Source organism: Amycolatopsis sp. NPDC045836, assembly GCF_056431745.1.
Genome location: NZ_JBWKKF010000019.1, coordinates 54,920 through 67,358, shown reverse-complemented (window position 1 = coordinate 67,358; position 12,439 = coordinate 54,920). Strand labels below are relative to the sequence as shown.

Here is a 12,439-nt window from a genome sequence, read left to right as displayed (position 1 = left end):
TCAGTGCGCCAGGTGAGCGAGCGCGAACGCCGCGTACAGGGCTACTCCGTTCGCCATCGCGTCCTCGTCGTACCGCACGCGGTTCGAGTGGTTCGGCGCGACGTCGTCCAAAGAGGTCTCCGGCGGGCAGGCGCCGAGGAACGCGAACGCCCCCGGAATCCGTTGCAGCACATAGGAGAAGTCCTCGGCACCCATGATCGGCTCCGGCATCGGCTGCACGTGCTGCACGCCGAGCACCTGCTCCGCCAGCGAGTTCACCAGGTCCGCCTCGGCCGGATCGTTGGCGGTCACCGGATACCCCGGTTCGATGTCGACCGACACGCGGCACCCGTGTGCGGCGCCGATGCTCTCGCACACCTTCGGCAGTTCCGCCCGCACGAACGCGCGGGTCCGCTCGGATAGCGTCCGGATGGTGCCTTCGAGCTCGGCGGTCTCCGGAATGATGTTGGTGGTGGTCCCGGCCGAGATGCGGGTCACCGAGAGCACGGCGGGGTCGAACACGCTGACCCGCCGGGTGATCATCGTCTGCAGCGCGCCGACCATCGCGGCGGCCGCCGGCACCGGGTCGAGCGCCTGGTGCGGGGCCGAGCCGTGCCCGCCCCGGCCGGTCACGCGCACGTGGAAGCTGTCCGCCGAGGCGAGGACCGGGCCGTGCCGGGTGAGGACGCGGCCGGACTGCGCGTTGGCGTAGGTGTGCAGCGCGAAAGCGGCGCTGACCTGCTCCCCGGCGGCCTCGAGCACGCCTTCGTGGATCATGTGGCGGGCACCGTGGTAGCCCTCTTCGCCGGGCTGGAACATGAACACCACCGACCCGGCCAGGTCGTCCCTGCGCTCGGCGAGCAGGTGCGCGGCCGAGGCCAGCATCGCGACGTGCGTGTCGTGGCCGCAGGCGTGCATGGTGCCCTCGACCTCGGAGGCGTATTCCAGTCCGGTGTCCTCGGTGAGCGGAAGGGCGTCCATGTCACCGCGCAGCAGCACCGACGGGCCCGGACGGGCGCCGCGCAGCACCGCGGTCAGCGAGGTGGTCGACTTGCCGCGGGTGAGCTCCAGCGGCAGCCCGTCCAGCGCGCGCTCGATCGCCGCCTGCGTTTTCGGCAGGTGCAGGCCCTGTTCGGGGTGGCGGTGGAGTTCGCGGCGGAGGTCGACGGTTTTCGGTTGCAACGCCTTCGCCGCGGTGAGCAACCCGGCGAAACGGGCGTTCGGCAGCGGCGGCAGCTCGGTGGGACCGGAAGGGCTCATGTCCCGATAGTGGCACCAGTGGGCCAACGGGTGTGTTTCGCGGGCGCAGCGCGGTCGGCCCGCGGTATACGGTGAGCGCATGGCGGGGCAGGAGGCGATCACCGGGTTCGCGGTGGCCGTGGTGCGCGAGGACGGCCGTTGGCGTTGCTCGCAGCTGGACACCGGGGCACTGGCGGAACTGGACGCCGCGATCACCGAGCTGGCGAAACTGCGGTCCACCGGGGCGGTGTTCGGCCTGCTGGCGGTGGACGACGAGTTCTTCGTGATCGTGCGGCCGAGCCCGCGGGGCGCGTCGCTGCTGCTGTCCGACGCCGCCGCGGCGCTGGACTACGACATCGCCGCGGACGTGCTCGACCTGCTGCGCGTGGACCCGCCGGAGGAGGACGACGAGTCCATCTGGCCCGAGGGCGACCTGGACATCCTCGCCGACTTCGGCCTGCCGGGCCCCGAGCTGCAGGTCATCGTGGGTGAGGTGGACCGCTACCCGGACGAGCAGCTGCTGATGGTCGCGCAGCGCTGCGGCTTCGGCGACGAGTTCGCGAAGCTGCTCGACCAGGTGTGATGTCCTTCGAAGGCGGGGTGCGAGCCGCCATCGAGGTGGCCAGGGGCGCGCTCGCGGTCGGTGACGTGCCGATCGGTGCCGTGGTCTACGCCCCCGACGGTTCGGTGCTGGCCAGCGCCCGCAACGCCCGCGAGGAACTCGGCGACCCGACCGCCCACGCCGAGGTGCTCGCCCTGCGCGCCGCGGCCCGCGCCTTCGGCGACGGCTGGCGCCTGGACGGCTGCACCCTGGTCGTCACGGTCGAGCCCTGCACCATGTGCGCCGGCGCCCTGGTCCTCGCCCGCGTGGCACGCCTGGTGTTCGGCGCCTGGGAACCCCGCACCGGCGCGGTCGGCTCGCTGTGGGACGTGGTGCGGGATCCGCGGCTGAACCATCGCCCGGAGGTTTACGGCGGGGTCATGGAGGCGGAGTGCGCCGCCCTGATGGCTGAGTTCTTCGCCACACGGCGCCGGGGGGAATGAGCGGTGGTTCCGTGGGTACCCGATGGGCACCCCAACGAAGGAGGAACACTCTCATGAGCCTCGTGGACAAGGCCAAGGACAAGGCCCAGCAGGCGATGGGCACCGCGAAGGAGAAGCTGGGGCACGCCACCGACAACGAAGACCTGCGCGACTCGGGCAAGGCCGACCAGACCAAGGGTGAGGTCAAGGAAGCCGGCCACGACCTCCGGGACAAGGCAGCGGGCGCCGTGCAGAACCTGAAGGGCCCGCGCCCCGAGGACCGCTGAACCCCGGTTGCCCGGGCGGGAAGGTCATGCAGTAACCTAGTCGGCGGTAGCGTGTCCGAGCGGCCGAAGGAGCACGCCTCGAAAGCGTGTGACGGGTAACCCCCGTCCGTGGGTTCAAATCCCACCGCTACCGCCAGCCGAAGAGCCCCGTCCGGATCAACCGGGCGGGGTTCTTCGCGTGTGTGGCCTCGGTTCAGCTGCTTCGGCAGAGCTCGGAGCAAGCGCCGCTGCGCGGGGTGAAACCGACGATCAGGCCGATGCGACCGTGAGGCCGTTCGCTGTGGCGGGCAATCCGGCCACATCCGGAACGGCACTGGTCTCCTGCGCTTCGGTGATCGGTCCAAAGTGGTCAGTTCGGGGCGTTGACCGCCGCGGGTTCGGGGCGGCGGGCGAGGCGTTCCAGCAGCAGGTAGCTCACCGCCACCAGGACGATGCTGCCCAGGTACCCCGTGACCAGCACCCCCGCCTTCCCCGATTCGGGTGGGAGCAGCACCGCGAACAAAGCCAGCCCACCGGTCAGCGCAGCGCGCCGGCGGCCGGGAGGCAGGCAGGCGGCCAGCGGGATCGCCGCCCACAGCAGGTACCAGGGTTGCACCACCGGGCCGAAGGCGACCACGAGCAGCAGCACCAAACCCAGCGAGCGCACCTCGGTCAACCGGCCCGTCAGCTGCCGGTGCAGCACCCGGAGGACACCACCCGCGATCAGCACGTACCCGATGAGCTTCCCGACGCCGATCATGGTTTGCGTGATGTGCGCCCCGAACAGGGAAGCGATGCCGCCGGTCAGGAAGCCGAACCAGTTCGTGGGGGCCATCCAGCTGTTCACGGTGCCCGAAGTGCCCAGTGTCCGGAGCCAGCCGAAGCCGAAGCCGGTGCCCAGGGAGACCGCGGCCGAGAACACCGCCAGGCCGGCGACCGTCGCGGCGCCGACCAGCAGCAGGCGGCCCCAGGTGGCGCCGTGCCGCCGGGCGATCGCGGTGCCCAGTACGGCCAAGGCGACGACGGCGGGCAGCTTCACCAGCGTGCCGGCGCCGATGAGCAGCAGGCCGATCGACATCCGCGACCAGTCGAGCCGCGCCGGCTCCAGTGCCGACAGGCCGAACGCCGTGCCAGCCAGCATCAGGCCCAGCATCAGCGAGTCGTTGTGCACCCCGGCGATGAAGTGCCACAGCACCAGCGGGTTCAGCACGCCGAGCCACAGCGCCGTGCGCTCGGGCACGCCGGCCGCCTCGGCCAGTCGCGGCACCGCCCAGACGATCAGCACCAGCCCGACGACCTCCACCAGCCGGTGCGCCAACACGCCGACGGCCGGGTTCTCCCCGACCACCCCGGCGATCCAGCGCTGGAGCAGGCTGAACAGCGGCCCGTACGGCGACGGCGTGTCCCGCCAGTAACCGCTCACGCGCTGGGTCATCGCGGACTCCGCACCCAGCCCCTCCGCCGGGCCGATGACGTACGGGTCCAGCTCGTGCGCGGCGATCTCCCCCTGCGCCAGGTAGCTGTGCACGTCCCCGCTGAACAGCGGCGGCGCGGCCAGCAGCGGCGCGCCCCACAGCACCAGCGTCCACCGCAGCCACCGCGCCCCCGGCAGTTCGGGCAGCCTGCCGAGCAGGGTCCACGCCAGCACCACCAGGCCCATCCCGGCGATCGCCACCGCCAGCACCGGGGCGCCACCCCGGACCAGGGTGGTCCCCACGAGCAGCAGCACACCGGCGAAACCGGTCCAGCGGAGTTGATCAGCCCGGAGCATCGCGCCATGCTGTCACGGGCCATCGACCCGTTCGGGGGGAATGCCGGGTTCACCCCGGTGAGCTGTGGCGAAACTCCTAGTTTGATGCGTACCCCCAGTTGGTGATCCCCTAACCCCCTAATGGGTGAGTGGGTCTCCCCTCGTTCGGATGAGGGGGATCGCCGCGTGTGATCCCCGATGTCCGCCGGGTCTCGAGTCCATAACGTCTATCCCGGCACGCGGGCCGGTATTCGCCACCGTGCCTGGACGCTTTCCCGCCAATGAGGAGTTCCACCTTGTCTCTCCAGGACGTGACCCTGCACGACTTCGTGCTCAACCTGCTGACCGACGACGCTGCCCGGTCCGCCTTCATCGCCGACCCCACCGCCGTGCTGAGCGAAGCCGGGCTGGGTGACGTCACCGCGCAGGACGTGCAGGAAGTGCTGCCGCTGGTGGCCGACCAGGCCGGTCTGCCGGTCACCGACCTGCTCGGCGCGCTGCCGACCGACGGTGCCGAGGACGTCGTGCAGACCCTCGAGTTCTTCACCCACCAGGTGACCGGCCAGGTCGCCCCGCTGCTGGGTGACTTCACTTCGGCCACGCAGTTCGAGGACGGTGCCTTCGCGAACAGCTTCGGCTTCGCCAACGAACTGCTCACCGGCGGCAGCGCCATCGCCGCCGACGGCACCGAGTTCGCCGCCAGCCAGGGTGTGGGCACCGCGCTCGGCGACCTCGGCCTGGCCACCGCTGGCGGCACCGGAGGCGTGGCAGGCAGCCTCGGCTTCGGCAACGACCACCTCGCCGCCCAGGGTGCGACCGCGGTGGGCTTGGACGGTCTTGCCGCCAGCGGTGGTGTGGGCACCGACGCCGCGGGCGTCGGCCTGGCGGCGGCGGGTGGCCTGGACGGCCTCGCCGGCAGCACCGAGGTGGACACCTTCCTCGGTGACGGCGAAGGCGCGCTGGCCGTGAGCACCGAGGGTGCCGCGGTCGGCGGCGGCCTGGAGACCCCGGTCGGCGACCTCGGCCTGCAGGTCGGTGCGGACCTGACCGGCGACCCGGTCGACGCGCTGAGCGTTTCGGTGGACTCCCCGCTGGGCTCGTTCGGCCTCGACGGCCTGGACGACCTCACCTCGGCCCTGCCGGTGGACCTGCCCACCGAGCTGCCGTCGCTGCCGGAGCTGCCCTCCGAGCTGCCCGTCGACCTGCCGGTGGCCAACGAGCTGCCCGGCTTGGACCAGGTCACCGGCGTGGTCGGCGACGTCACCGGCGTGGTGCAGAACAGCCCGGTCGGTGACATCGTGGACAGCACCCCGGTCGGCGACCTCGCCCCGCAGGTCGGCGACCTGCCGGTGGTGGGCGACCTCACCGACGGCCTGGGCCTGTAAGGCACCCCGCCTCGACGCCGAAGCGGGCACCGGGATCACCCGGTGCCCGCTTTTGTCAGTCCTCCCGGTCACCGCGGGAGCACCTCCCCCTCGTCGGTAACCGTTGTGCACACGTCTTCCGTCGTTCACCCGTCTGGGTAAGGATGCCCGGGTGACCTCGCCCCGACGCAGACGAACCGTGCCGGCCACCATCGCCGGTGCGGTGACCGTCTCCCTCACCACCGCATTCGCCCCCGCCGCGTTGGCCCTCCCCAGCCCGGACGCGGTGATTTCCGAAGTCTACGGGGGTGGCGGCAACTCCGGCGCCTCGTGGACCACGGATTTCATCGAACTGGCCTCCGCGAGCACCGCGGTTCCGCTGACCGGGTGGAGCGTGCAGTACCTGCCCGCGTCGGCGAACCCGGCCAGCCAGTGGCAGGTGACCCCGCTCGGCGGAACCCTCGCCGCGGGCGGCCGGTACCTGGTCGCCGAGGCGAGCGGAGCGGGCGGCACCACCCCGCTGCCGACGGCCGACGCCACCGGCACCATCGCGATGGCCGCCACCGCGGGCACCGTGGCACTGGTGACCAGCACCGAACGGCTGACCTGCCGCACGGTGGCCGACTGCGCGGCCGACCCCCGCATCCGCGACCTGGTCGGCTACGGCTCGGCCGTGGTCCGCGAAGGCACCGCCGCCCCGGCGACGGCGAACGCGACCTCCGCCGCCCGCGCCACGCTCACCGACACCGACGACAACGCCGCCGACTTCGCCACCGGCGAGCCCACCCCGGTCAACAGCAAGGGCGAAACCCCCGGTGGCAACGAACCCGGGGTGCCCGCGCGCATCCACGACATCCAGGGCACCACGCGGCTCTCCCCGTTGGACGGCAAGCGGGTCACCGGCGTCACCGGGGTGGTCACCGCCCTGCGCACCTTCGGCAGCGCCCGCGGTTTCTGGCTGACCGACCCGAACCCGGACGGCGACCCGCGCACCAGCGAGGGCCTGTTCGTGTTCACCGGCAGCACCACACCCGCGGTCGGGGTCGGCGACGCGGTCACCGCGAGCGGCACGGTCAAGGAGTTCTACCCGGACACCCCGGCCAACTCGAACCACCAGTCCCTGACCGAGCTGACCAGTGCACAGTGGACGGTCACCGGCACCGGCAACGCGCTGCCCGCACCGGTGGTCGCCGGGCCCGGCACCGTGCCGGACGCCCTGGTCGCCCAGCCGGGCGGCAACATCGAGGGCCTCGAACTGGAACCGGCCAAGTACTCGCTGGACTTCTGGGAGGCCCACGAGAGCGAGGTCGTGCAGATCTCGGACACGCGGATCGTCGGGCGCAGCACCGAGTACAACGAGCTGTACGTGACCACCAAGCCCGACGAGCACACGACCGCCCGCGGTGGCAGCGCGTACCTCGGTTACGACCGGCCGAACACCGGCCTGCTCAAGATCGAGTCGCTGATCCCGTTCGCCCAGCGGCCCTTCCCGCGGGCCAACACCGGTGACGTGCTGACCGGCGTGACCTCCGGCCCGGTGGAGTACGACAGCTTCGGCGGTTACACGCTGTTCGCCAGCGTGCTCGGTGAGATCAAGGACAACGGCCTGGTCCGCGAGACCACGCGCAAGCAGCGCACCGGCGAGCTGGCCGTGGCCACCTACAACGTGGAGAACCTGTCCGCGGCCGACGAGCAGGCGAAGTTCGACGCGCTGGCCGACGGGGTCGTGGAGCACCTGGCGTCGCCGGACATCGTGACGCTGGAGGAGATCCAGGACAACAACGGTGCCGCGGCCGAGGGTGACGGGGTGGTCGCCGCCGACCAGACGCTCAAGCGGTTCACCGACGCGATCGTGGCGAAGGGCGGTCCGCGCTACGAATGGCGCCAGATCGACCCGCAGGACCTGCGCGACGGTGGTGAGCCGGGCGGCAACATCCGCGTCGGCTTCCTGTTCAACCCCGCTCGGGTGTCCTTTGTGGACCGGCCGGGTGGGGACGCGACCACCCCGGTCGGGGTGGAGAAGGAGCGCGGCAAGGCGAAGCTGACCTTCTCACCGGGCCGCGTCGACCCGGCCGACGCCGCCTGGGCCAACAGCCGCAAGCCGCTCGCCGGTGAGTTCTCCTTCCAGGGCCGCAAGGTTTTCGTGGTGGCCAACCACTTCGCCTCCAAGGGCGGTGACCAGCCGACGCACGGCCGGTTCCAGCCGCCCGCGCGGACCTCGGAGGTCCAGCGGCTGCGGCAGGCCGAGGTGCTGCGCGGCTTCGTCGACCAGTTGCTGGCCGCCGACCGCAACGCGAACGTGGTGGTGGCCGGTGACCTGAACGACTTCCCGTTCTCGCCGACCGTGCAGGCGCTGACCTCGGGTGGTGCGCTCAAGGCGCTGATCGACACGCTGCCGGAACCCGAGCGGTACAGCTACGTGTTCGAGGGCAACTCGCAGGCGCTGGACCACATCCTGGCCTCGCGGGCGCCGCGCGGCGTGGACTACGACGTGGTGCACATCAACGCCGAGTTCGCCGAGCAGGCCAGCGACCACGACCCGCAGGTGGTCCGGTTCCGGCCGGGCACCGGGAACGCCGTGCAGGACGCGGTGTTCGACCTGCTGGACTGCCTGGAGCAGCTGCTGGCCAAGCGGCCCGGCGCCTAGCGGGCGCGCCAGCCCAGCTTCAGGATCGCCTGCACCAGGTCCTGGTACGCGGCGCGGACCTCCTCGAGGTAGCGGTCGAGGTACGCGCCGCGTGCCGACGGGTTCGGCTCCGGCCCGGCCCCGGTCTCCAGCCAGGACAGCCGGGCGACGTTGTCCTCGGCCATGCGCCACCAGCGGTTGACGCGTTCGACGGTCTGCGCCTCGCGCTCCTTCGCCGCGGCGACGGCCTCGTGCGCGGTGGCCAGCACGTGCTCCAGCTCGTCGGCCCTGGCCAGCTCCCAGGTGCGGAGGTCCTCCTCCGCGCCCCTGGCCAGGCCGATGATCTCCTTGTACCGCATGGCGGCGGTGCTCATCGGCGCTCCTGCTCGGGATCGGGGTGGTAGAAGGGGATCAGCACCTCGGGACTGGCGTGCGTGGTGCGGTCGAAGAACAACGCGCGGCCGGGTCGCGGGGACCAGTGCACCACCTGACCGGCGCAGAACGGGCTCAGCTCGCTGCCCTGCACGTCCAGCGCCGCCCAGGCGCCGATGTCGTCGGTGCCGGTGAAGCCGAGCGTGTCCTTCAGCCGGGCGATCGCCCGCCACCAGCCGATGGTGTGGAAACCCGCGCCGGGGCCCTGCTTCAGCAGCACCCGGAAGTGGTCCAGCCCGCTCTTGAGCACCCCCGGTGCCTTGGCCTCCAGCGCGGGCAACGCGGCTTCGGCGCCGTACAGCAGCAGGACGCGCTGCTTGTCCACAGAGGACAGCTCATCGGCCAGTCCGGCCAGTTCGGCCGGCAGCTCGGCCGGGGCGATCGTGGTGACCTCGTGGTCCGCAGCCAGCTTCTTGGTCAGCTCATCGACCGCGGGCTGGCCGCGGTCGACCAGGCAGCACACCAGGAACTCGACCTGTCCCGGGGCGTACTGCTGGGCCAGCGACCGGGCACAGGAGTCCATGATGGACAGCGCCTCGCGGATCGCCGTGCCGAGCACCGCGAAGTTCCGGCCGGGGGTGGGGGAGAGCTCGACGCCGTGTGCTTCGTTGCGCACGTCGATGGTCTGGCCGACCAGCGTGCGCGGCCGCGTGCCGACGCCCAGCTGCTTGAAGTCCTCGTTCTCCTCCAGCCGCGGGGAGATCGCCCCGTCGAACAGCCGCGGCTCGGCCGTGCCGCTGGCGTAGCGCTCCCACAGCTGCCGCTGCAGCGCCGGGAAGACGTCCTTGGTGGAGGCGTCCGGCACGTGCACCAGCCGGTTCCCGTGCGACACCCCGGAATCGTGGTTGACCACGGCGTGCCAGCGCGGTGCCGAGACGGCTGCCTCGTTGGTCTCGGCCAGCACCCGGCGGGCCTTCGGCATGGCGATGCGCAGCGTGCACTGCTCGAAGATGGCGGGTTTGCCCCAGAACGCCTCGATGCCGGCGACGTCCTGGCTGGCCAGCACCAGGTGGATGCCCTGCGACCGGCCGCGCCGGGCGATGTCCTCCAGCAGCGAGGTGGCCTGCGCGGTCACCGTGTCCCGGCCGGCGAACAGGTACTGGAACTCGTCGATCACCGCGACGATCCGCGGCCAGTGCCCGTGCGGATCCTGTTCCCGCAGGTCGGCGAGGTTGGTCACCTCGTGGTCCTTGGCCGCGGCCGAGCGCCGCCGCAGCTCGTCGGCGAGGAAGCGCAGCAGCGCCAGGCCGAACTCGCGGTCGGTGTTGACGTTCACCCCGACCAGCCGCGCGTGCGGCAGCCAGCTGGCGTCCTTGCGCCCCGGCGCCAGCCCGGCGAACGACACGCCCTCCTTGAAGTCGAGCAGGTACAGCGCCAGCTCGTCGGGGGAGTACCGCGCGGCGAGGCTGCCGAGCAGCGCGTACAGGAAGTTGGTCTTGCCGGACCCGCTCGGGCCGCCGATCAGCGCGTGCGGGCTGGCGTCCCCGATCACCACCTCGACCGGGTCGCCCTCGTAGTAGCCGACCGGGGCGCGCAGTTCGTGCGCCGAGTACTCCTGGCCGAATTCACCCGGCAGCAGGTCGGCGAACGAGCGCGGCCCGCCCTGCTTCTCGATCAGCGCCTCGGCGAGCCGGGTCGCGGCCGTGCTCACCTGACCGGAGGGCAGCGGCGGATCGAGGGTGACCACCAGGTCGTTGCCGGTCATGCTGCACACCGCCCGGCGTTCGTCCTTCAGGCTGATGTTCTCCACCGAGCCGCCGAGCGTGGTCGGCACGTCCACCAGGATCAGCGAGATCCCGGCCGACAGCGCCCCGCTGGCCACCCGGCGCAGGTCGCGCAGCCGTTCGGACTGCAGTTCCTCGCCGTTGCCGAACAGCACCGCGATCCGCCACGGTTCCGGGCGCTTCCCGGTGGCCAGGCGCATCGCGCGCAGCGAGGTGTGCCCGCCCTGCATGGTGTGCGCGTGGATGCGGCGGATGTGCCCGGCGAGTTCGTCGAGCAGGTCCTGCAGGCGGGTCGGGTCGCAGATGTTGAGCGCACCGGTGCGGCTGAGCGGGTAGAGGTTCGGCAGCACCGCGGTGAGCTGGCCGACGTCCCACAGGTGCACCCGCACCGCACCGGGTTCGAAGCTGGAGAGCACGCGCATCAGCAGGTTTTCCACCAGCGCGTCCACCGTCGGGCGGGTGCCCGGTTTCGAGTAGATCGCCAGGTGGGATTCGTCGAGCAGCGGCACGGCCACGTCGAAGGTCTGCGCCACGCCGGTGGTTTTGCTGTCCACTGTGGACGTGCCGATCCGCCAGAGCTCCGGCACCGAGGTCCCCGGATCGGCGCTGACCCGGCCGAGCCAGTGGCTCGGCGGTGCCCCGGCCGGGCCGGGCGCGGCCTTGGCGACCAGCTCGCGCAGCGTGTTCGGCCCCTCGGCCCAGTCGCGGTAGAACTGCCCGCGCACGGTGTGCAGCCAGTTCACCACCTCGGCCATGCCCGGCTGCCTGGCGCGGTCGGCGATCGCCTCGTCGGCCCCGGCGCGCTCGATGCCGGCGCGGACGATCATCCGCTCCAGCTCGAGCTTGGCCAGGTCGGTTTCGGCCTGCTGCCGGGCCCCGGCCGCGGCGCCGAGCGCCAGGCCGAGGTGACGGCGGAGCTGGTCGAGTGCCGCCGTCACGCGTCCGCGTTGCTCGCTGCGCTTGCTCATCTCCGCCTCACCACGACTCCGCGTTCACAGCATGGCCAGATACGCGCCCAGCGCCTCGTCCGCCCCGGCTATCCGGGCCTTGTGCGTGTCGAGCTGTTCGACCGCCTGCGTCAGCTGCGGTGGGATCCACGGATCCGCCTGTGCCTGCGGGTCGACGATCGCGCGGCGCGCCTCGGCGAGCAACTCGCCCGCCCGATCGAGGTGCGCCACCGCGGTCGCCGCGGCGGCCCGCACCGCCATCAGCCGTTCGTGCAGTTCGGAGACCGACATCGGCGGGCTCAGAGCCGGGCCGAGTAGGAGTCCGCGGCGGAGATGGCGGCCTGGATGGTGCTCTGGGTACCGGTGATGCCCTGCAGTGCTTCGGCGAACATGCCGTGGGCCTGGCCCACCTCCGGCTGGGTGCTGCCCGAGGTCGCCTGCGCCAGTGACAGCTGGGCTTCCTCGAGCGACTGGGCGGCCTGTTGGAGCGCGGCGACGCTGGCGTTCGCCTTCTCCTTGGAAAGCGCGATTCCCGCGCGGATCTCATCCACTCCGGGCATGGGGTTGCGAACTCCTCGAACGGTCGGCGGTGCGTGGTTGCGTCCGGTCTTCGGCGGGGGTGCCCGGCCGCGGCCCGGAACGGGGCGGGCCCCGGACGTGGTGCGGTGCGGGGCCGGTGAACGGCCGAAACACTAGTGGCCGGACGCCGGGAACCCGGACCGCGCCCCGGGCAAGATCCACCTGCTGAGAGTATTAGCGTCGGCGCCTTTCGCGCCCGCGGTCGGCGTGCGGCCGCGCGAGATCGTGGCCTCATCAGCACTCCGCAATTATCCGCCGGGCACAGCACTAGTTTCATTGCAGTATGCGTGTCACCGGGTGGCCCCGAGAATCCAGCGAACGGGTAGGCCGTGCTCACACGCAGCGAGGCCCCCGGTGGTGAAACCGGGGACCTCGCTGACTGGCGGAGGATACGGGATTCGAACCCGTGAGGGCTTTTACACCCAACACGATTTCCAATCGTGCGCCTTAGGCCGCTCGGCCAATCCTCCGCCGAGAAGGCTACAGGACCCCCGCCCAGCACCCGGTTGC

Annotated in this window: 11 protein-coding genes and 2 tRNA genes; 6 read left to right on the top strand and 7 right to left on the bottom strand. The window is 71.7% G+C overall.

Annotated features, from left to right (window positions below; genetic code table 11):
- The gene (locus AC07EG_RS31000) at positions 1-1,239 is read right to left on the bottom strand and encodes a M20 metallopeptidase family protein (RefSeq protein WP_478256770.1); all 1,239 of its coding nucleotides are present in this window, start codon (positions 1,237-1,239) and stop codon (positions 1-3) included.
- A gap of 79 nt (positions 1,240-1,318) precedes the next feature.
- Here AC07EG_RS31000 and AC07EG_RS30995 point away from each other — a divergent pair, with 79 nt between their 5' ends.
- The 4 genes from AC07EG_RS30995 (at position 1,319) to AC07EG_RS30980 (ending at position 2,664) form a co-directional block, all read left to right on the top strand.
- Positions 1,319-1,801 carry a tRNA adenosine deaminase-associated protein gene (locus AC07EG_RS30995; RefSeq protein ID WP_478256769.1) on the top strand — a complete coding sequence of 161 codons (483 nt, stop codon included), beginning with the start codon at positions 1,319-1,321 and terminating at the stop codon, positions 1,799-1,801.
- Positions 1,801-2,262: a nucleoside deaminase gene (locus AC07EG_RS30990; RefSeq protein WP_478256768.1), complete on the top strand. Its 462-nt coding sequence runs from the start codon at positions 1,801-1,803 to the stop codon at positions 2,260-2,262. Before AC07EG_RS30995 ends, AC07EG_RS30990 begins: the two co-directional genes overlap by 1 nt.
- Positions 2,263-2,315: 53 nt before the next feature.
- Positions 2,316-2,528 carry a CsbD family protein gene (locus tag AC07EG_RS30985; protein ID WP_478256767.1) on the top strand — a complete coding sequence of 71 codons (213 nt, stop codon included), beginning with the start codon at positions 2,316-2,318 and terminating at the stop codon, positions 2,526-2,528.
- Positions 2,529-2,573: 45 nt separating this feature from the next.
- Positions 2,574-2,664 (top strand) — tRNA-Ser (locus AC07EG_RS30980).
- Positions 2,665-2,877: 213 nt separating this feature from the next.
- On the opposite strand, the gene mptB is transcribed toward AC07EG_RS30980, so the two are convergent.
- Complete coding sequence (gene mptB / locus AC07EG_RS30975) at positions 2,878-4,278, bottom strand: polyprenol phosphomannose-dependent alpha 1,6 mannosyltransferase MptB (RefSeq protein ID WP_478256766.1); 1,401 nt, start codon at positions 4,276-4,278, stop codon at positions 2,878-2,880.
- Positions 4,279-4,553: 275 nt separating this feature from the next.
- Between mptB and AC07EG_RS30970 the strand changes: the two genes are divergently transcribed.
- Together AC07EG_RS30970 and AC07EG_RS30965 are read left to right on the top strand one after the other, a co-directional pair.
- Entirely contained in the window at positions 4,554-5,642 is a 1,089-nt protein-coding gene (locus AC07EG_RS30970; RefSeq protein WP_478256765.1) for an IniB N-terminal domain-containing protein, read from the top strand.
- Between the two features lie 151 nt (positions 5,643-5,793).
- A complete protein-coding gene (locus tag AC07EG_RS30965; RefSeq protein WP_478256764.1) occupies positions 5,794-8,268 on the top strand; it encodes an endonuclease/exonuclease/phosphatase family protein in 2,475 nt (824 codons plus the stop codon).
- Here AC07EG_RS30965 and AC07EG_RS30960 read toward each other — a convergent pair.
- From AC07EG_RS30960 to AC07EG_RS30940, 5 genes are all read right to left on the bottom strand, one after another.
- On the bottom strand, positions 8,265-8,621 hold the full coding sequence (locus tag AC07EG_RS30960; protein WP_478256763.1) for a hypothetical protein: 357 nt from the start codon (positions 8,619-8,621) through the stop codon (positions 8,265-8,267). The genes AC07EG_RS30965 and AC07EG_RS30960 overlap by 4 nt on opposite strands.
- Positions 8,618-11,371, bottom strand: coding sequence for an FtsK/SpoIIIE domain-containing protein (locus AC07EG_RS30955; RefSeq protein ID WP_478256762.1), 2,754 nt, complete (start codon positions 11,369-11,371; stop codon positions 8,618-8,620). The genes AC07EG_RS30960 and AC07EG_RS30955 overlap by 4 nt, the downstream gene beginning before the upstream one ends.
- A gap of 24 nt (positions 11,372-11,395) precedes the next feature.
- On the bottom strand, positions 11,396-11,641 hold the full coding sequence (locus AC07EG_RS30950) for a hypothetical protein (RefSeq protein ID WP_478256761.1): 246 nt from the start codon (positions 11,639-11,641) through the stop codon (positions 11,396-11,398).
- Between the two features lie 8 nt (positions 11,642-11,649).
- Complete coding sequence (locus AC07EG_RS30945; protein WP_478256760.1) at positions 11,650-11,910, bottom strand: hypothetical protein; 261 nt, start codon at positions 11,908-11,910, stop codon at positions 11,650-11,652.
- Between the two features lie 399 nt (positions 11,911-12,309).
- Positions 12,310-12,399 (bottom strand) — tRNA-Ser (locus AC07EG_RS30940).
- Positions 12,400-12,439: the final 40 nt, after the last annotated feature.